Below are 20,146 nucleotides of genomic sequence, written 5' to 3'. Positions count from 1 at the left end.
CGTCTGTAGCGGATTGTTGACATGCGCTCAAACGGGCAGTTTTGAGAAAACAGCGCCCACCGGTAGTGTTACCAGCACTACCGGTTTTTTTTGAACGGCATGAAAATATTGGTGTCGTAGTGCTATTTCATGTCAGGATGGATGGTTAAGGTGTGACAATAATCTTTCTGTCTTCTATTGTAAAATGAATATTGCTTAGTTCAAGAATCTTCAACACTTTGGATACATTGGCATCGCGGGGTATTTTGCCTGTGAAGAGCCGCTGTGGGATGTCTCCTCGGTAAACAACCTCCACATCATACCAGCGGGCTATTTGCCGCATGATGCTGTGTATATCGGCATTGGTGAAAACAGTCATGCCGTTTTTCCAGGCGATGGCTTCTTCGGTATCTGCTGCCTGTACCTGCAAACTATTGCCGATAGCTTGCTGGCCGGGCTGCAGCACATTACTGGTATTGCCCCGGCTAACGCGCACAGCGCCTGTCAACAGCGTAGTACGGATATTTTTTTCGTCGCTGTACCCCATTACATTAAACGTGGTGCCCAATACGCCGACGGTCAGGTCATTTACCTGAACGGTAAATGGTTGGGCGTGAGGAAGGGCCGCTACTTCAAAGTAGGCTTCCCCGTTAAGCGTCACGGTGCGTCCGCCGGGGCCGAAGGCTGCCGGGAAAGTCAGCGTGGTAGCGGCATTGAGCCATACCTTACTGCCATCCGGCAGGTTTACCTGGTATTGACCGCCTTTAGGTGTTTGTATGGTATTGTAGCCGGTATCGGCAGCTGGGTTGTTGGCAGCAAGGGTGTATACCAGTTGACCGTTAGCCGTTTTATGAATTTGGATACCGCCCTGACTGGCGACGGCGCCATTAGCGGCCTCGTCGAGCAGGATACGGGCGCCGTTGGCGAGGGTGAGGGTGGCTTTGTTACCGCCGGCCGGAATATCTTGCGGGGTATTTTTTTGTGTTACGGGTACTGGTATTACTGCCGGTCGTTTCAGCCACCAGGCGCCCCATAGCAGTAACGCCAGTACGGCAGCAGCGGCAGGCCAGCGATAAGCTGCCAGGCGGCTTTTCCGCGGAGGCACGGCAGGCGAGGCGGACAGTCGTTGTTGCAGTTGCTCCCATTGCTGCTGCGCTTCCTGTTGTGGCGAAGCGGTAGCGAGTGCCTGTACCAGCGGCTTCAGTGCTGCGACTTCCCTGGCCAGCATAGGGTCTTCACGGAGCCGTTCTTCCCAATACTGTACATCTGCGGCGTTCCGCTGCAGGCAGTAGTTAATGAACCGCTCGTCCTGAACGAGGTAAGAGAAGTCTTTCTCAGACATAAATCATACGCTGTTTATAAATAGAGGGAGAAAAAATCCATTTTCACTACTCCCTGAGAAAATAAAATGTGGGAGAAAAAAAGCAGGTAGATCAGCGCTGTGATCAATTCCTTATTGATACTGGATTTTAGCTTGTCCAGTGTTTTGTAGATGGTATTGTACACCGTATTGACAGACACCCCGTTGGCGGTGGCTATCTCAGCATAGGACAGGTTCAGGAAAAATTTCTGGTAGATCATCTGCCGTTGCCGGGAGGGCAGGTTCTCCAGGTGTTGGCTGACGGTTTTATGTAGCTGCACGCTTTGTTCCCGGGCAATCAGCTGCTCTTCGGCGGAAGCCGTCAGCAGCCAGTCCGGTGTTTCGCCGGCTATAACGGTGGTGTCTATATCCAGGTTGTCCTGCCGGAAAAGCGTCCGCAGGAAAATAGTGAGGATATAATTATGGAAATGCTGTACCTGTTGCAGTTTTTGCCGGCTTTCCCACAGCTTCAGAAAAACATCATTGATGGTATCTTTCACCTGTTCACTGCCGAAACCTTTTTTCAGTCCAAGGTAAGACAGGTAGTGGAAATAGTGCATGTAAATGCTGTGAAAAGCTTTCTGGCTTTCCTGTGTGGCAAATTCCCCCCATTCTTTCTTTAAATCTTTTCCTGAGATCATGTACTGCAATGCGCCGTTAAAGAAAAAACAAAAAATAAAAGTAGTATCTCCTCTGGCATATTTATCTGCCATGCGCCAGTCTTAACAGAAACTTTATATGGCCGGGTTGATGGCGGCCAGTAGCTTCATTGTTCGTTTTCCATTACCCTGAAACGTGGTTACTGACTGCCATAATACGACAAAAAATCCGGTATTTCATATAGACGCCGGCCGGAGAATAAATGTATCTTGCGTAGTATACCCTTGACCGTATGAAAACAGTTCGCCATTTTATCATCGGAGATATCCACGGTTGTTTCGATGAGCTGATGATGTTAACCCGGCAGATAGGCCTTACAGATGATGATGTGCTGATCTCCCTGGGCGATATTGTGGACCGTGGCAACAAATCGAAGGAAGTATACCATTATTTCCGGCAGCGGCCCCATTCCATCGTCCTGATGGGCAACCACGAGCGTAAACACCTGAACGGAGTGCTCAATTATGCACAGGATATTGTCAAATTGCAGCTGGGAGCGGAGTATCCGGCATTCCTGGAATGGGCGGCGCAACTGCCCTATTATTACGAAACGCCGGAGGCCATCATCGTACATGCTGCCCTGGAACACGATGTACCCTTGGCAACGCAGCGGGAGGACGTGCTTTGTGGCGCTACCGCCGGCGAAAAATACCTGGAGAAAAAATACCCGGAGGCTAACTGGGCAGATAAGTATATGGGGGAGAAGCCGGTCATTTATGGCCATCGGGTAGTAGGGAATCAGCCCCTGGTGCATAACAATACCTATGGTATCGATACCGGCTGCTGTCATGGTGGTTACCTTACAGCAGTGGAGTTGCCGGGGTTTATCATTCACCAGGTGGCGTGTGAACAGGATTACTGGAAAACGGAACAACAGCAATGGCAGGTGCCGGTGTTGCAGGCAAAAAACTGGGGAGAGATGGAATTAACGGCCATAAAGCGGCAGCTGGATAAACTGGCTTATATAGAAGAACCGGCAGCCCGTAGCTACCTGGATCAGGTACATCAGGGCCTGCTCCGGCTGGAAGCGCTCTTTCCGGTGCTGAAAGAAAAACTCGATACCTTTGCCGGCAAACTATTGGAAGCCGGCCGGGAAACATTCAGCCGGGAGGCCAACCAATATCCGTTTAAAACGTATTTATTTAAAAGCAGTCAACAAAACCTGAAAGTGGAAGATCTGCAGAAAAGCCTGCTAACGCCGGAGAAAATCAATCAGCTGGCGATAGCAATGGGACTGGCACCGATAGATTTCCCACCTTCAATTAATACGAAACGATGAAATTTATTAGCGCACTGGTATTATTGTTATGGGGAATGCAGTTGCAAGCCCAATTTGCCATCGTACGCGACAAGGATGGTTACACGAATGTAAGAGAAGGCGCAGGCGTCTCTAAAAAAATTATCGGTAAGTTGTTGGATGGCATGGTGGCCTATATACAGGAAACGGAAGGGGAATGGCACCATGTGGAATACTACCGGAAACATGAAATCACCAGTGGATATATTCATCGTTCCCGTTTAATACCGTTGGATAGCTTTGCGTCAGTCAAAGTCCGGCAGCAGAATACTTCCAGCGTGGTATTTCAGCAGGATTCCATAACAGTGATGTTTACCACAAAACCTTTTGTGGAAAAGGACCATAAAATAGAAAACAGATTGCAGGATGGGTATACTATCATTGACAAGATTGATGGGAAGATATTTTATGGTAGTGATGGCGGATTGCCTGTCTGGCAGTACAATACCTTTACCATACAGATCGGCAACCGCGCGGTGTTAGTACCAGACTACGCTATACGCGATTTGTATAACCCGAATCCTGAGTTGACATCCGTATGCTACGACCGGAAAAACGACCGGCTTTATATTGTGGCCAGCAACAGCGATGGCGCCGGTAGTTATGACGTGTTATTACAATTCGATCGCGGTGAATATAGCCAAAGGGCTATTTTTTACGGATTTTAACTGCGGGTCTCCGCAAAAAAATCAGGATCTTTATATTACACCTAACCGATAGCCATGGAACAGCGAACTATTACCGTAGTGCCCTACAACACTGCCTGGGCCGATACTTTTGAACAATTGGCCGCTATATACCGGGCACAGCTGGGCAAACTGACGACTGGCATAGAACATGTAGGCAGTACTTCGGTACCCGGACTGCCGGCTAAACCGATCCTCGATATTGACATACTCATTTCGCAGCCGGCTGATTTACCCCCGGTAGTGGCTGTACTGGAGCAATTAGGGTATACCTGGCGGGGCGATCTGGGCATTCCCGGCAGAGAAGCCTTCGGCAGAAATGATGACGGCGTTCCACGGGATGGCAGCGGTACCCAATGGCCGGCCCATCATTTGTATGTTTGCCTGGAAGGTTGTACCAGTCTGAAAAACCATTTGCAGCTCCGCAATTACCTGCGGCAGCATCCCGAAGCGGTCCGGCAATACGGCCGGCTCAAACAGGAACTGGCGGCAAAATATCCGAATGATATTGACAGTTATGTAGAAGGGAAAACGGCGTTTATTACGGCTATACTGGCACACACCGGCATGGAAGCAAACGCACTGCAGGACATCACCGCGCAGAACAAGGCGACAAAGTAAGCTACATTTTTCACTATAAAACAGCTTTATATGAGAACATTATGCCTTCTTTTGACTTTCCTGTGCGCCTTTGCGACCATCGGGAAAACGCAGGATAATATCCAGGGAGCATGGAAATCCTCCACCGGCGGTGTTAACAGCATCCTGCTGATTACACCGGGATATTTTTCGATCACCACCTATAGCGATACCAGCTTTATTGATACCATGGGCGGTACCTGGAAAGCGGCCGGCAGTGATGATGTGTCCATAAAAATAGAATTCAACACGGAGGAACGCAGCCAGGTAGGTTATGAAGGTAACGTGCCTATATCTTATGCCAATGGAAAAATCATCACCACGCAGGGTGGTGGCCAGCGCGTGGAATGGACCCGCATAGATAACGGAGACGGTCCGCTGGCAGGCAGCTGGAAAATCACCGGCCGGGAACAGAACGGGAAAATGAATACCATCACACCCGGCGCCCGTAAAACAGTTAAAATTCTTACCGGTAGCCGCTTTCAGTGGGTGGCTATCAATACTGATACCGGGGAGTTCTTTGGCACCGGCGGCGGTACCTATACTTTCCAGAATGGCGTATACACAGAAAAAATTGATTTCTTCTCCCGTGATAATTCCCGTGTAGGCGCAGCATTGAGCTTCAAAGGAAAAGTGGAAGGCAACTCCTGGGACCACAGCGGATTAAGCTCCAAAGGAGAACCGATACACGAAGTATGGCAGAAAACCATTTGATTATTTAGTTATTCAGTTATTTATTTATTTGATTATTTAATGGATGCCCGGGTGTTCTTTAAATAATCAAATAAATAAATAACCAAATAACCAAATATTATCACCAGCCTATTCCATAATCTTCGCCATGGTTACTGCTGCCTCCCCACAACGTGCCGTGGGCGCGGTCCAGGAAAATAGCGTTGATAGGCCCGCTGGTACGTTCTTCAAAACTGAGATGATACCCCATGCCTTCCAGGACTTTACGCGTTTTTTCGGGTGTATTACTGTTGAGTAACAGGCTTCCCGGCCTGGGCATACGGTCGCTTACCTTGCTGCCGCCAAGGGATAACCATAATTGATTGGTATTGATATTCGCAGCTTCTGTGGCTTGTTGCACGGTCATACCGAAATCTACCATGTTCAAAAGAAACTGCAGCAGGTTCTGGTCTTGTGTATCACCGCCCTGTACAGCGAAAGAGAGGTATGGTTTTCCGTCTTTTAATGCCATGGAAGGGGTCAGTGTTACCCGGGGTCTTTTGCCGGGTGCTATCACGTTAAAAGGGCAAATGGCGGAATCCAGTACAAAACTTTGCAGGCGCTGGCTCATACCGATGCCGGTGCGGCCGGCGATACAAGCGGGCAGCCAGCCACCGCTGGGCGTGATAGATACTACCCATCCGTCTTTATCGGCCGCTTCAACGCTGGTGGTACCGCGCCAGAGGCGGTCATGGTAGGCGCTGTCGGCTGACTGCTGCGCGTACAGCTGTTCCGGCGCATTGGTGGACCGGAAGCCGGTCGCGTCGTGTTTGGGTACAAAGCCACCGGGCTTACGGCCGTTGCTGGTATCCATAAAGGCATTGCGCTCTTCCAGGAAATGCAGGTAGGGATTGGTTTTACCGATATAGGGATAAGGATCGCCCGGACCGGCACCGGCATCGTTGCGGTCTGATGATATCTGTTTAGCTCTCGCTTTGGCGTAGTCTTTATTCAGTAACCCTTCGATAGCCCTGTTCTTATTGAAATACGGGTCTCCATAATAAAAGTCGCGGTCGGCGAAAGCCAGGTTCATCGTTTGATAGAGCGTATGGATATATTGGGGTGAATTATATCCCATGGCTTTCAGGTCGAAATTTTCGAGAATGTTGAGGCTTTGCAGTAACATGGGACCTTGTGTCCATTCCTGCAGTTTATATACGTCAATGCCGCGGTAATTCACATGTAAAGGCTCTTCTTCAACAGGCTTCCAGCGGGCCAGGTCTTCCAGGGTGATGAGTCCGCCTTGTTCCTGGCAACCCCGTACAAATTCACGGGCAATGTCGCCTTTGTAGAAGCGGTCGTATGCCGCCATGATAGCCTCTTTACGGCTTTTGTGTTTTTTCAGTGCTTCCTGTTCTGCTTCCACCATTTTGGTGAGGGTAGCCAGCAGGTCTTTCTGCACAAACAACTCTCCGGCTTCAGGTGCTTCCCTTTTTTCTCCCGGATGGGTGAGGAAAACAGCTTTGCTATAAGGCCACTGATGAATGTATTTTTTACCGCGTTCTATACTGTTGGCGGTCTGCGCTTCTATAGGGTAACCGGCCGCCATGTCTATGGCCGGCGCCAGTACTTCTTTCAGGCTCATGGTGCCGTATTGTGCCAGCATATAACAAAGACCACCAGCAGTACCAGGCGTGACAGCCGCCAGGGGACCATATTCCGGCGGGAAATCGTAACCTTTGGATTTAAAAAACGCCGGTGTAGCGCCGGTGGGAGCTACGCCCAAAGCATTGATGGCAATCACTTTCCCGGTTTTTGGATTGTAGATCAGCGCTTGTGTTTCTCCACCCCAGCTGAGTACGTCCCACATGGTGCAGGTGGCTGCCAGCATGGCGCAGGCAGCGTCTACGGCGTTACCGCCCCGTTGAAAAATCATGGAGCCGGCAGTAGCCGCCAGCGGTTTGCCGGTAACGGCCATCCATTTTTTGCCGTGTAGCGGCGGTTTCTGAGTCTGTTGTGCGTGTGCGCCGGTCAGCAAAAGAAAGGCCGCCAGCCATAAAAGAAGATGTCTCATAAAGCAAATTTGCGATGTCGGATATTGGTTTGAAAACGGGCAACACATGACTGTGCCGCCAGGATAGGGTAGTCTGTGACTACATACATACAAACTATCTTTGGTAATAAAAATAGCGCATAACAATGATATTAACGCTATAATATTACCATACTCCTGTGCAGCTTCTATACGATGATAATATGCCCCCGGAAAAAAGCAGCTTGCATCGGAACTTTCTTTTTAGTATTTTTTCTCCCCTAACCAAGCACGCAAATTTTATCAACCATGATCAGAATGTTCTGGCTGCTGGCAGCCTGTTTGTTAATAGCGGAGAGTGTATCCGCCAACGTTACTTTACCTGAATTTTTTGGCAACGGGATGGTCCTGCAGCGCAGCCAACCCATCTATGTCTGGGGCTGGGCCGATAAAGGCGAAAAAGTAACGGTACAGTTCAAGGAGCAAAAACAATCCGTTAAAACCGGTAACGACGGTAAATGGATGGTGAAGCTGAAACCGGAAGCAGCAGGGGGGCCCTTTGTGTTGACGGTTAACGGCAAAAACAATGTCACCTTCGATAATGTGATGATGGGCGATGTGTGGATCTGCTCAGGACAGTCCAATATGGAATTTCATGTAAGAGATGTGACCAAAGCTGCTGAGGAGGTACAGGCCGCCAATTACCCGCAGATACGGGAGTTCACGGTAAAAAGAGCGGCAGCCAAAGAACCGCTGGAACATGTAGCTGCTGCCAGCTGGTATCCTGCTACACCGGAAAATGTAGGCAATTTCAGCGCGGTGAGTTATTTCTTTGGACGTGAATTGCATAAAGAGCTGCAGGTGCCGATAGGCCTGATCCATACGGCCTGGGGCGGTACCCAGGTGGAAGCCTGGATCAGCCGGAAAGGTTTTCTCAGTAGTGAAACCTTCCGCCAGATGATGTCGGAACCACTGGGTATTGATTCTATCACCGGCCCTAATGGTTATCCGGCTTGCCTTTTTAATGCCATGATCCATCCGCTGCTGCCGTTCGGTATCAAAGGCGCTATATGGTACCAGGGAGAAGCTAATGCAGGCCGCGCTTACCAATACCGTCAATCTTTTCCGCTGATGATCACCGATTGGCGCAATCAATGGAAACAAGGTGATTTTCCCTTTTATTTTGTACAACTCGCCAGTTTCGATGCCAACAACGGCAAAGTAGAAGGAAATAGCCGCAATGGCAGCACCTGGGCTGAACTGCGGGAAGCGCAGGCGATGACGCTGTCCCTGCCTAATACAGGCATGGCGGTGATTACAGACATCGGAGAAAGAAATGATATCCATCCCCGGAATAAACAGGATGTGGGTAAAAGGCTGGCGTTTAATGTGCTGAAAAACGTATATGCTAAACCGGTAGTCCCTTCCGGACCGGTATTCAAATCCATGGATATCCAGGGAGATAAAGCATGGTTATCATTCACGGACCCCGGCACCGGCCTGATGGTAAAAGACCGCTACGGTTACCTGAAAGGGTTTGAAGTAGCTGGTGCTGACGGACAGTTTCACTATGCCAAAGCATCGGTTATAAACGGCAAAGTAGTCGTGTCCAGCGACCAGGTAGCTACCCCGGTAACGGTACGGTACAACTGGGCCGATGATGCGGCGGATGGCAATCTCTTTAACAAGGAAGGACTGCCGGCAGCGCCGTTCCGCACCGATACCTGGAAGGGCGTTACGGAGGGTAAAGGATACCAGCTTCCCGCCAAAAAATAACTAAATATCTAAATAACTAAATACCTAAATGAAAAGGGCTGGTTACAGCCCTTTTTTTATGACACTCACCGTTACCAGCAATTGCCCGGTATGCCGCATGGTATGTTCTGCCGCATGAAATAACAATCCCTGTACGGTAGAGGGCAGCTGCTTACGGCCAACGCCTCTGAAGTCGGTCAGCGTGGCGGGATCGGTCTGCGACAACTGTTGCAGTGCTTTATCCACCTGCTGGTTGAAAGCATCCAGTAAGGCGGCGGAACCGGCTCCGGGTGTCCCTTCGGCGGCTAATGCTTCGAGTTGCTGCGGTGATAATAACTGCGCCTGTGCATACGTGAAAAGCCGGTCCAGCACGCCCCGGAGATGCTGTAGGTGAAAGCCGGGAGCGGCCACGCCGGCGGGTTGCTCCCAGAGGCGGTTTTCGGGAAAACCGGTCATCAGGGCATTTATTTCTGCCCTGGCCTGTAAAAGCGCATGGGCCACAGGCTGTAACAAAGCAGGGATACCGGCTACCGGTCCCTGCATCCAATACTCTGTTGCCATATCGATAAGGTTTATACTTCCAAGGCGTCGTATACTACCACTCTTTCCCACAGGTGGCCATAATTTTTAATAAAATCCAGATGGATGGGATGTGTCTGATAGGTGGCCTGTGCGGCCACATCCCGGAAAAAGATCAGCTCTGATACAGCCCAGCTGGTATCTACCACATCTCTTTTTTCGGTGCCGGCCACCACACCTACGTGGAGTTCTCCTATAGCCGGAATACGGGACAGCGTTTTAACACCTTCCACCAGTTTGTCACGGTCGGCAGTGGAACCGGGGTTCTTCAACCAGAAAAATACATGGTGGGAAACAGGGTATTTCGGTTTGCCGGCGACCAACGGCATGGCGGCAGCGGCGCTACCGGCGCATAAAGTGGCAGTTGTGCCGAGGAACTTTCTTCTGCTGGAAGTTTTCATAAGGCGTACATTTAAGGACCTGAAAATAATAAAGATCAGCGATTCATCCCATAATCCGGTATTTTCATCCCATTTTGACCGGCTGCACCTTTTCAATGGCTAATATTGCCGTAAATATTCCCGCTTATGGACCAGTTCAGGAAATTAGAGTTTGGTGTAGCAACAGGATTCGCCCTGCTGCTGATGTTTGGCCTGCTCTATCCCAGTATTATCTACAACGTATTTGAGCTACAAGAGATGTACGGGTACAAGTTTGCCCGCTATCACCAGGTATTTGATTATTATATTCACTACCTGCTGCCTGCACTGTCCCGTATTGTACTGGTGTATGGCGGTTTCCTGATGGTGAACTTTGTGATTGTACCTAAGTTCCTGGAGAAAAAAAGATGGTGGCTGGGGATGCTGCTGCTGTTATTGACAGGCCTGCTGTTTTTCCTGCTGATGATGGTGGCGACTTCTTACTACAATGGTTACCTGTTGGGCGTATACGACACGGTGAGAGGGGCGCACATGCATTTTGCGAAATCGGCTTTTATCACTACTATCTTTTGCGGGGTATTGTATATTGTTTACTATATCCTCCGGCAAATCTATTTCGAGTACCTGCATGAACGTATAGTGGTCAATCCCCAGTACCGCAAGACCATCCGCGAGGTGTTGATGGTACTGGCAGGGTTGGAGGTGGTGATAGCACTGATGTTCAACGATTCCAGGGATGCTTTCCGGGCAATGCTGTACTTCGGCCCTGTCTTCGTTAGTATTGGTTTCATCCTTTATTATAAAATCATTCCCGATTTTAAACTGGTGCATCACAATCAGCGGCTTTTTATCCGCGATATCGCCTTGTTGATATTGGGCGTAAATTTCCTGATGACGATGGTTATCCGGGCTATCCGCCACGGTGGCGGGGGATTTTTCCCACCGGCGCTCATCTTTGGCGTACTGATATCTGCCGGCCTGGTATTGCCGTTGACCTGGTTCCTCTACCAGTCCCGCCAGAAGCAGCTTGTGATGGTGAAAAACCTGAAAACGGCGCTGGGGCATTCTACCGCCAATATGGATTTCCTGCGGGCGCAGATCAACCCCCATTTCCTGTTCAATGCCCTGAACACCTTGTATGGTACGGCTTTGCAGGAAGAGGCGCCGCGTACCAGCGAAGGTATCCAGAAGCTGGGCGATATGATGCGTTTTATGCTGCATGATAACCACCTGGCGAAAATTCCGCTGGACAAGGAAGTGGCTTACCTTCAGAATTACATCGACCTGCAACGGCTGCGCGTAATGTCTTCTCCGGATATCCTGATTGAAGTGAATATCGATGAGAGCCAGTGCGAGCACGAAATAGCACCGATGTTGCTCATTCCGTTTGTGGAAAACGCTTTTAAACACGGTATCAGCCTGCGTAACCGCTCCCGTATCGTGATTTCGCTGAGCTGCAACGCCGAACAGCTTTTCTTCGATGTGGTCAACACTGTACACCAGCGTCCGGAGAATGATCCGGAGCGCGACAGCATGGGCATTGGACTGAATAATGTGAGAGAGCGCCTGGCGCTGTTGTATCCTAATCGCCATGAGCTGAGTATCCGGCATACCGCCAATGAATTTTTTGTTCACCTGACCATTGATGTTAAAGATTGATTTTAGGAAGATGTTGAAAACAGACTTACATACAAAAGATGAGATCAAAGCAGCTGCGGCGCCGGATGGTATCACCCGCTTCCTGTGGTGGCTGGCGGCGGCTGATGGCGATGTACTGGCCGAATGCAAAACAGAGAAAGAGCGTTATCGTATCATTGGCCTTTCTGTGATGGTGACCTGGTTGTTTGCCACCCTGGCCTGGGGATATTTTTTCTCCACCATCATCAAAGATGATATGATCGTACTGCCGTTGGCGTTGTTTTTTGGTTTCGCCATTCTCTCCATCGACAGAACGCTGATCGCCGCTATGTCCCGCGGCAATGGCAATCTGCGGCTGATGCCGGTCGCATTTCGTTTATTGCTGGCCGTTACTATCGGATTATTTATTTCACAGCCGGTAGTGCTGATGTTGTTTAAGAAAGACATTATCGCACAGCTGGAGCTGAGTAAACAAACGAAACTCGAAGCCTACCGTAAACAACTGACCACCATGAATGCCGGTCAACGGACAGAACTGCAGCAGGCGCTGGACAGAGGGCGGCAACGGGTAGAACAGCAAACACGGGAACTGAAATTTTATAAAGACACTTATATCAGGGAAACAGACGGTACCGGCGGTTCCGGTAGAATAGGAGAGTCTTCCGTCGCCCGGGTGAAAAAATCAGCTTACCTGAAATCGGAAGATGAACTGGCTGCCCTGCAACAGGATTGGGCGCCGAAAGAACAACAGCTTCAGGCGCAGCTGGCAGCCATGCATAGCGCGGACAGTCTCAGGGAAACGATCTATCTGAGTACCCTCACCGATGGTTTCCTGGCGCAGGTAGAAGCCCTGCATGAGCTCACCGAACAGCACCCCGCGCTGCAGCAACGGTACCGGCTTATTGTATTTATCATCACCCTGATAGAAATTATGCCGTTACTGAGTAAAGTGCTGATGCCAAAAGGAGAGTACGAAGAACGGATTGCCGGCGCCGCCGCCCAAAACATGGCTGCCGCCCGGTTGGAAACCGCTGCCGGAAAGGAACTATTGCAACATTACCAGGAAGCGGCGTTAGCAGCTGATAAGGAAATCGTGGACGAAGTATTTGAAAATACCCGGCAGCTGCGAAGGGAAGAAGCCGCCGCTATTGTAAAGGATTGGCAACACCGGGAAAACCGGCAGTACCGCCAGCTATGGCGACAGATGAAAAACCTGTTGCTTGGTAAAATTTCGTAAATCCCTATCTTGTTACTGGAAAATGTAGTGTTATGAAGCTTGCCGCCATTGCAATTGATGATGAACCGGTAGCCCTGGCTGTGATCAGGAATCACGCTGCCATGGTGCCTTTTCTGGATATTAAGGGCTATTTTACCAACGCATATGAAGCTATGGAGTTTCTGAGCAGGGAAAAGGTGGACCTCCTTTTCCTGGATATCAAAATGCCCGATATATCCGGACTGGATTTTATTGCCAGTCTGCCACAACCACCTATGACCATCTTTACCACTGCCTATTCCGAACATGCGGTGAAAAGTTTTGAACTGGATGCGGTGGATTACCTGCTGAAACCTTTTTCGCTCATCCGTTTTATCAAAGCCTGTAATAAGGCGCATAGCCTGTGGCAGCTGAAACAACAAAATCCGCAGCCTAAAGAGAGCCTCCCGTATATTTTCCTGAAAAGCGGATACGAACAGTTTAAGATTATGCTGGAAGATATCCTGTACCTGGAAAGCGCCGGCAACTATGTGAATTTTATCCTGAAAGACCGCCGGCTGATTTCGCGGCTGTCCATGCAGGAAGCGATGGACCTCCTGCCTGCGGCGCTTTTTACCCGTGTGCACCGTTCCTATATCGTCGCCAATGATAAAGTAGAGCGGGCCGACCGCACCGCACTTTATATCCGTAATATCGCCATTCCGATCGGGGCTGCCTATGGCACCGCGGTGGATAATATACTCGGTGCATCTTAGCCCAGGGCTAAGATGTCGTTCCAGTATCTTATAATCACCATGGGCTTATTTACAGAGAAAGGTTGGTTTTGCAACCAGATCCGTTTTATAGGTGTATTCATTTCGACAATATGGCTTAAAGTGAAGCCACACATCATTAACGGATACCAGTAAAAACATCCTGGCCCAGGGTCTCAAGGGAATGCTCCCACCATCACACGTGTCGGAAATGCAATTTATCTTCTCCCGCCAGTCATTTTTATTTGCTAAAATCGACCGAAAGGTCTAATTTCAATTTTATGAACAAAGCAGCGAGAACGAAGCAGTTTATCATTGAAACGGCAGCGCCCATCTTTAACCAAAAAGGCGTAGCCGGTACGGCTATCAGTGATATCATGGAGGCGACCCGGCTGGCTAAAGGAGGGCTGTATGGCAACTTCTCCTCCAAAGAGGAAATGGTGGCAGAGGTGTTCGACTACATCGCGGAGCAGGAAAAACAACGGCTTAAAGCGGTGACCGGCCCCGAGCCTACGGCCATACGTAAGTTCGAAGCGCTTTTCTCGTATTATGCCCGTTTTCCGCTCAACCGCAATATTGCCGGTGGTTGCCCTATGCTCAACTTCGGCGTGGAGGCGGATGACACCAACCCGATATTGAAAGAGAAAGTGCAGGAACTGGTGGCGTATTTTCAACTGCGTATCCGCCAACTGGTGCAACTGGGCAAAGAAAACGGGGAGTTCAAAAAAGACTGGGATGAGGACAAGTTTTCCGTGTTGATGTTTACCATGCTGGAAGGGGCGATTTTTGTCACCGGCATCACCAACAACAACCGGCAAATGCTGATAGTACTGGATTTTTTAAGGAAAGAAATCAAACGTCACTGTAAGTGATTTTTTTAGTCCAAATAATAAACCAATCGGTCTGAAAGATGCAACACCAGGTTTTACCGTTGTCATTACGGATGACAGCCTTCCTGCTATCCGGCATGAGCAAACCCTTTCCCGGACTAACGGCCCGGCTGTTTTACCGCCTGTACTGTACGCCTCCGGGTACTAAAGCGCGTTCATCGGAGCTGCGTAGCACGGCCCGGCTGGATCAACTGACGGTTACCCGTTACGCTTTCGATAAACGGCCACTAAAGATCACCACCTATCGCTGGGGTACATCGGATAAAAAAATATTGTTACTGCATGGCTGGGGTGGTAGCCCCTTTCATTTCCGGCAATTGATCCATACGCTGGTCCACCAGGGATATGAAGTAATTGCCTACGATGCGCCGGCGCATGGCGAATCAGATGGGAAACGCACCAATCTGGTTCAATGGGCGCATGTACTGGAACAAATTATCGTACAAACGGGACCGTTATATGCTATTATCGGGCACTCACTGGGAGGACTAAACGCAGCCCTTACGCTGTCCCGCAAAACCGTGCAGGTACCGCGACTGGTGATGCTGAGTGCTGCACTCAGCGCCCCGGTATTTTTTAATGAAGCGTTACAACTTTTCAAAATACACCCGGTGGTGATGCCACCACTGCGGCAGCTGATTCATCAGCGGCTGCACGAAAACCTCGAAGAAATGGACCTGCATCTGTATATCAATCAGATCAAGGCAGAAAAAATATTGATGGCTTATGACACCACCGATACGCTGGTGGACGAGAAAGAGATTACTGCCTATGTGCAGGAGTACCCGGCTATCCGCGCACTGCGTATCACCGGCGAAGGGCATTTCCGTATCATGCGGCAGGAGCCGGTGATCAAAGAAGTGATACAGTTCCTGGGCAACGGCTAACCTATCTGCCTATATTATTCCTATCAGAAAAAAATCCGGTCATTGACCGGATTTTTTTATTTCCGGCAACAAACTTGCTTTACCCCGTTGAAATCAATACTTTTAATCACTTGTTAATTTTAAAAACCCACGTTATATGAGTAGCATCAACAACCGCCGTCAGTTTCTGCGCCAAATGGGCATGTACACTATGGGCCTCGGTTTGCTGCCATCAGTTCTGGCAGCATGTAATGAAGGGCAATCTACTAAAGATGGTAAGGACAGCACTGCCAAACCAGGAGCCGGCTCCGGTGCCGACGCCGCTAAAGAGCTGTTTTTTAAGATTTCACTGGCCGAATGGTCTTTCCACCAGGCGCTCTTTGCCGGTAAAATGAACCACCTCGACTTCGCAGCACGCGCAAAAAATGAATTCGGTATTACCGGTGTGGAGTATGTAAACCAGTTCTTTAAAGACAAAGCTAAAGACCAGGCTTATCTGGCCGATATGAAAAAACGCGCTGATGACAACGGCGTACGCAGTGTATTGATCATGTGCGACGGGGAAGGGGAGATGGGAGACCAGAACGCAAAAAAACGCCTGCAGGCGGTGGAAAACCACTACAAATGGGTGGAAGCGGCGCAATATCTCGGCTGCCACGCTATCCGTGTAAACGCCGCCGGTGAAGGTAAAGCGGAAGATGTGGCCAAAGCTGCTATTGAATCGCTCACTAAACTGGCTACTTTCGGTAAAGACCATGGTATCAATGTGATTGTGGAAAACCACGGCAGTTTTTCTTCCAATGGTAAATGGTTAAGCAACATCATGAAAACGGTGAATATGCCTAACTGTGGCACGCTGCCGGATCTGGGTAATTTCTGCATCAAAAGAAGTAAACCGGAAAACAATACACCGGAAGCATGGGCTAAAACTACCTGCCTCGAAGAGTATGACCGTTATGAAGGGGTGACGGAACTAATGCCTTTTGCAAAAGGTGTGAGCGCTAAAACCTATGATTTCGACGATGCCGGTAATGAAACCACCATCGATTACAAACGTATGCTGCAAATCGTAAAAGATGCAGGCTATAAAGGTGGTTTTATCGGGATCGAATATGAAGGCACCCGATTGTCTGAAGAAGAAGGTGTGAAGAAGTCTAAAGAGCTGCTGATACGCCTGGGAGCGATTTAGCATTTACGGATTTTTTGATTTAAGAATTTTGGAATTTAAAAATGCAGTGAAGATTACGTCATATAACATGTTCTTCGCTGCATTTTTAAATTCCAAAATTCTTAAATCAAAAAATCCGTAAATGTTACAGCTGGAACCGTTTCTTTAAAAAAGACAACGTATTCGCATATGCATCCTTTGTGGCTTCACTGTTATAAATCGGATTGCTGGGGTTAGCGAAGGCATGTTCTGCATCATAACGTTTAACCGTTAACGTTTTACCTGCCTTTTTCATATTTTGTTCAAACTCGTCTACTATTTGGGGAGTAATGCCTTTATCCTTATTGGCAAACAATCCAAGTACCGGACCATGTAATTGTTTGAGGGCGTTCACATCTTTTTCCGGCATACCGTAATACATCACAGTACCCAGGTTCTGGCTGCCATTGACCAGTGCCGATTGTAAGGCGATCGCTCCACCGAAACACCAGCCGAGGGTAACAATATGCGCTGATTTACCGGCATAGCCACGGGCACCTTCCATAATGGCTTTCAGCCGTTCCCGGGGCACGGATTGCATGGTTTTTGCCGCTTCTTCCCGGTTGGTGGCTACCACTTTATCGTACAGGTCTACCGCCAGTACATTCACATTGCCTCCCAGATCGTTGTACAATTTCTCTGATTCCTTTTTTACATAGTCATTCAAACCATACCATTCCTGGTATACAAACAGGTATTTGTCGGTAGGCTTTTTCGCCTTAAACAGGAAACCATAGGCGGTTTTACCATCCGGAGCGGAAAAGCTCACTTCGGCGCCGGCCGTGCCCTGGTAGGTATAGGGGAGAGGGTCCTTGTGTGCCATCCGGAAGTCTTCCCGGTTGGCCAGCCCGGTAAATTCTGTCACGGCGTCGGTGGTATGGCAGCAGGGAGCTGTTTGTGCGAACAGTCCGAGCGTGCTGCCCAGCGAGAGCAGCAGTAAGGATAGTTTTTTCATAAATGGAGCGCTTTTGTTAATATAAAATTACAAAAATGTCGGGTGAATTGCCTTGAAGTACCATGTCACGGCGCAGACCGACACCTTAGGCATAAAAAAGCCCGGTGAGGGTACACCGGGCTTGTATAACGTTGATGAATATACTAGAAATTGAGGATGACTTTATTTTTATCGATTTTATACTTAAACCCTTGCTGGCCGGCAAGGTTGGTCAGTACCTCCTCCAGGGAAGCGTTGAAAAACAGGGCTTCGGTAATGATACGGGCTTTGGAGGCGTCTCCATGCATTTCCACTTCTACCCCAAACCAATCCTCCAGTAAACGGGAAACAGCCATCGGATTAGCGTTTTGTATGCGGAGGATATCGGAAAGCCAGGTTTCCAGTTCTTCGGCATGATAGGTTTCTTTCTCCAGCAGGTCTATTTCCCGGTTGGCCAGCACCATCTGGCCGCGCTCCAGTATTTCCGGCTGGTTGTCGGTAGCGGAATGGTAGGATTTGCCCACACGGCTGGAACCTGTCAGCTGATAATAGGTGGCGCCCTGTTGGCTGGCGAAGGAGCGCATACGGAAGGAAGTGCCCAGCACCGTAGCTTTCAGGATACTGCTGACAACGGTGAAACTGTCCTTGCCGGGCTTCACGTCAAAAAATGCGTCGCCATCGAGGATCACGGTGCGGTTGCCTTTGGCATAATCACTGGGAACGTGCAGGTCGGAAGCGGAGTTCAGGATAACAGTCGTACTGTCCGGTAAGGTGATCTCCGTCCGGCTGCCGGTCTTCCCCTGGTGAAGTGCGTAGGTTACGCCAGATGCCTTTAAATCGGCTATGCTATAGGATGGCGTCTTAGAGGACGGCTCCCGTAATTTCCAGGTCAGCAGAACGATGACACCTAAGGCCACTAAAATCAAGGCATAAAGCCACGTTCGGGATTTTTTCATATTCCGGGTGTTTGTCAACAGAAAAGCCCCAAAATAAGTAAAATTAAACGGACCCGGCAAGAATTTCGGCTTTCCACAGCGCAGGAGGAAGAACCGCCTGAAATTTTTAAGCATAGGGATTAAACATCATATTCCTATTATTGAATATTTGATAAAATCCGGAGCCGCCACGCTGCCCTTTTTTCCCGCGCAACAATTTTTGTGAAGCAATAGACAATTTCCGTTTATGCTATTAAAAATATTCCCTGATATTATAATGATTTTTGTTTAGAATCCAGGCGCACCCTAACTTTGCGCCCCATGGAAAAGCAGCTAACTTTATCGTTCGATAATACGGCTATTGCGTTTGAGGCAAAGACCGACAAAGCATTAAAAAAAGCCAACTTTCTCTTCAGTAACATCGGGAAACCATGGCTGGTGAAAATGGGCGCAGCATTGACGCCGCTGGCATTCAAACTTCATTTACCGATCAAAGGCATCATCAAAAACACGATATTCTCTCAGTTCTGCGGAGGTGAAACCCTGGATGAAGCGGCACACACAGCGCTGCAACTGGGCAATTATCATGTGGGCGTGGTACTCGACTATGGCGTGGAAGCGATGGAAGGGGAAGAAAGTTACGATCATGCGGTTCCGGAATTTATCCGCGCTATCCAGTACGCCGCCAGCAAACCGGATATTCCTTTTATCGCTATCAAAATCACCGGCTTTGCCCGCTTTGAACTGCTGGAAAAAGTACACCGCGGCGATACCCTTTCTCCGCAGGAACAACAGGAATATATCCGGGTACGTTCCAGAGTGCATTCCGTAGCTGAAGCAGCAGCACAATACAAAGTAGGACTGCTCATCGATGCGGAAGAATCCTGGATACAGCAACCGGTGGACGATCTGACAGACGAAATGATGTCGCTGTTCAACCACGGCCAGGTGATCGTTTACAACACCTTCCAGATGTATTGCCACGACCGTTACCCCTTCCTGCAAAAATCCCTGGAAAAAGCCAGCAAAGGAGGTTACCTCCTCGGTGCTAAACTGGTACGGGGCGCCTATATGGAAAAAGAAAACAAACGCGCGGCAGAAAACAATTACCCCACACCGATTCAGCCCAGCAAAGAAGCTACTGACAGAGATTACAACGCGGCTGTACAGTTTTGCCTGAATCACCTCGACAAACTCGCCGTATTCATCGGTACCCACAACGAAAACAGCTGTATGCTCGCCGCCCGTACCATGGATGAAAAAAATATCCCGCATAACCACCCGCACGTTAGCTTTTCACAGCTGCTCGGTATGAGCGACAACATTACCTTCAACCTGGCACATGCCGGTTATACCGTTACCAAATACCTGCCTTACGGCCCTGTAAAAGATGTAATGCCCTACCTCATACGCAGAGCACAGGAAAATACATCCATCGCCGGCCAGATGGGTCGTGAACTGGGACTGATCAGGAAAGAGCTGAAACGTCGCGGCCTGTAACGCCGATGGACATGATTATTGCTGATTACGCTGATTAGCGGAGATAAGAGCGAACATCTACACCAATAACAATTCGAATTAATTATAAAAAGAACATCCCGCTTGATAAATGCATCAAGCGGGATGTTCTTTTTATATACACGCCAATCTCCGCTAATCAGCGTAATCA

General features: G+C 49.2%; 19 protein-coding genes. 12 read left to right on the top strand and 7 right to left on the bottom strand.

Annotated elements, in window-relative coordinates; all coding sequences use genetic code 11:
• Nucleotides 1–145: 145 nt before the first annotated feature.
• Both ICL07_RS07730 and ICL07_RS07725 read right to left on the bottom strand, forming a co-directional pair.
• Entirely contained in the window at nt 146–1,321 is a 1,176-nt protein-coding gene (locus tag ICL07_RS07730) for a FecR family protein (protein ID WP_188087344.1), read from the bottom strand.
• Nucleotides 1,322–1,335: 14 nt separating this feature from the next.
• Nucleotides 1,336–2,052, bottom strand: a complete 717-nt coding sequence (locus tag ICL07_RS07725; RefSeq protein WP_188087343.1) for an RNA polymerase sigma factor — start codon at nt 2,050–2,052, stop codon at nt 1,336–1,338.
• Nucleotides 2,053–2,231: 179 nt separating this feature from the next.
• On the opposite strand from ICL07_RS07725, the gene ICL07_RS07720 reads away from it, so the two are divergent.
• The 4 genes from ICL07_RS07720 to ICL07_RS07705 are packed head-to-tail and all read left to right on the top strand — an operon-like array spanning nt 2,232 to nt 5,335.
• Complete coding sequence (locus ICL07_RS07720; protein WP_188087342.1) at nt 2,232–3,278, top strand: metallophosphoesterase; 1,047 nt, start codon at nt 2,232–2,234, stop codon at nt 3,276–3,278.
• Complete coding sequence (locus ICL07_RS07715) at nt 3,275–3,964, top strand: SH3 domain-containing protein (protein WP_188087341.1); 690 nt, start codon at nt 3,275–3,277, stop codon at nt 3,962–3,964. Before ICL07_RS07720 ends, ICL07_RS07715 begins: the two co-directional genes overlap by 4 nt.
• A 54-nt stretch (nt 3,965–4,018) precedes the next feature.
• On the top strand, nt 4,019–4,603 hold the full coding sequence (locus tag ICL07_RS07710; RefSeq protein WP_188087340.1) for a GrpB family protein: 585 nt from the start codon (nt 4,019–4,021) through the stop codon (nt 4,601–4,603).
• A 30-nt stretch (nt 4,604–4,633) separates the two neighbouring features.
• Complete coding sequence (locus tag ICL07_RS07705; RefSeq protein ID WP_188087339.1) at nt 4,634–5,335, top strand: membrane or secreted protein; 702 nt, start codon at nt 4,634–4,636, stop codon at nt 5,333–5,335.
• 100 nt (nt 5,336–5,435) lie between these two features.
• On the opposite strand, the gene ICL07_RS07700 is transcribed toward ICL07_RS07705, so the two are convergent.
• Nucleotides 5,436–7,367 carry a gamma-glutamyltransferase family protein gene (locus ICL07_RS07700; RefSeq protein ID WP_188087338.1) on the bottom strand — a complete coding sequence of 644 codons (1,932 nt, stop codon included), beginning with the start codon at nt 7,365–7,367 and terminating at the stop codon, nt 5,436–5,438.
• A 267-nt stretch (nt 7,368–7,634) separates the two neighbouring features.
• Between ICL07_RS07700 and ICL07_RS07695 the strand changes: the two genes are divergently transcribed.
• On the top strand, nt 7,635–9,101 hold the full coding sequence (locus ICL07_RS07695) for a sialate O-acetylesterase (RefSeq protein WP_246484989.1): 1,467 nt from the start codon (nt 7,635–7,637) through the stop codon (nt 9,099–9,101).
• A 42-nt stretch (nt 9,102–9,143) separates the two neighbouring features.
• On the opposite strand, the gene ICL07_RS07690 is transcribed toward ICL07_RS07695, so the two are convergent.
• On the bottom strand, nt 9,144–9,641 hold the full coding sequence (locus ICL07_RS07690; RefSeq protein WP_188087337.1) for a DinB family protein: 498 nt from the start codon (nt 9,639–9,641) through the stop codon (nt 9,144–9,146).
• Nucleotides 9,642–9,652: 11 nt separating this feature from the next.
• Nucleotides 9,653–10,060 carry a Dabb family protein gene (locus tag ICL07_RS07685; protein ID WP_188087336.1) on the bottom strand — a complete coding sequence of 136 codons (408 nt, stop codon included), beginning with the start codon at nt 10,058–10,060 and terminating at the stop codon, nt 9,653–9,655.
• Between the two features lie 126 nt (nt 10,061–10,186).
• On the opposite strand from ICL07_RS07685, the gene ICL07_RS07680 reads away from it, so the two are divergent.
• The 6 genes from ICL07_RS07680 to ICL07_RS07655 all read left to right on the top strand — a co-directional run bounded on the left by ICL07_RS07680 (nt 10,187) and on the right by ICL07_RS07655 (nt 16,590).
• Nucleotides 10,187–11,698 carry a sensor histidine kinase gene (locus ICL07_RS07680; RefSeq protein ID WP_223151770.1) on the top strand — a complete coding sequence of 504 codons (1,512 nt, stop codon included), beginning with the start codon at nt 10,187–10,189 and terminating at the stop codon, nt 11,696–11,698.
• A 10-nt stretch (nt 11,699–11,708) separates the two neighbouring features.
• The gene (locus ICL07_RS07675) at nt 11,709–12,914 is read left to right on the top strand and encodes a DUF4407 domain-containing protein (RefSeq protein ID WP_188087335.1); all 1,206 of its coding nucleotides are present in this window, start codon (nt 11,709–11,711) and stop codon (nt 12,912–12,914) included.
• Between the two features lie 32 nt (nt 12,915–12,946).
• The gene (locus ICL07_RS07670; protein ID WP_188087334.1) at nt 12,947–13,648 is read left to right on the top strand and encodes a LytR/AlgR family response regulator transcription factor; all 702 of its coding nucleotides are present in this window, start codon (nt 12,947–12,949) and stop codon (nt 13,646–13,648) included.
• A 278-nt stretch (nt 13,649–13,926) separates the two neighbouring features.
• Nucleotides 13,927–14,517 carry a TetR/AcrR family transcriptional regulator gene (locus tag ICL07_RS07665; RefSeq protein ID WP_188087333.1) on the top strand — a complete coding sequence of 197 codons (591 nt, stop codon included), beginning with the start codon at nt 13,927–13,929 and terminating at the stop codon, nt 14,515–14,517.
• 38 nt (nt 14,518–14,555) lie between these two features.
• Nucleotides 14,556–15,422: an alpha/beta hydrolase gene (locus ICL07_RS07660; protein ID WP_188087332.1), complete on the top strand. Its 867-nt coding sequence runs from the start codon at nt 14,556–14,558 to the stop codon at nt 15,420–15,422.
• Nucleotides 15,423–15,558: 136 nt separating this feature from the next.
• A complete protein-coding gene (locus ICL07_RS07655; RefSeq protein WP_188087331.1) occupies nt 15,559–16,590 on the top strand; it encodes a sugar phosphate isomerase/epimerase family protein in 1,032 nt (343 codons plus the stop codon).
• Between the two features lie 124 nt (nt 16,591–16,714).
• Here the strand turns inward: ICL07_RS07655 and ICL07_RS07650 are convergent, their stop codons facing one another.
• Both ICL07_RS07650 and ICL07_RS07645 read right to left on the bottom strand, forming a co-directional pair.
• A complete protein-coding gene (locus ICL07_RS07650) occupies nt 16,715–17,563 on the bottom strand; it encodes a dienelactone hydrolase family protein (RefSeq protein ID WP_188087330.1) in 849 nt (282 codons plus the stop codon).
• 143 nt (nt 17,564–17,706) lie between these two features.
• Nucleotides 17,707–18,498, bottom strand: coding sequence for a FecR family protein (locus tag ICL07_RS07645; RefSeq protein ID WP_188087329.1), 792 nt, complete (start codon nt 18,496–18,498; stop codon nt 17,707–17,709).
• Between the two features lie 300 nt (nt 18,499–18,798).
• Between ICL07_RS07645 and ICL07_RS07640 the strand changes: the two genes are divergently transcribed.
• Nucleotides 18,799–19,977, top strand: a complete 1,179-nt coding sequence (locus tag ICL07_RS07640) for a proline dehydrogenase family protein (RefSeq protein WP_188087328.1) — start codon at nt 18,799–18,801, stop codon at nt 19,975–19,977.
• Nucleotides 19,978–20,146 lie beyond the last annotated feature (169 nt).

It is taken from the genome of Chitinophaga qingshengii, assembly GCF_014529935.1.
Lineage (GTDB): Bacteria > Bacteroidota > Bacteroidia > Chitinophagales > Chitinophagaceae > Chitinophaga > Chitinophaga qingshengii.
This window is presented reverse-complemented; position numbering and strand designations above follow the sequence as displayed.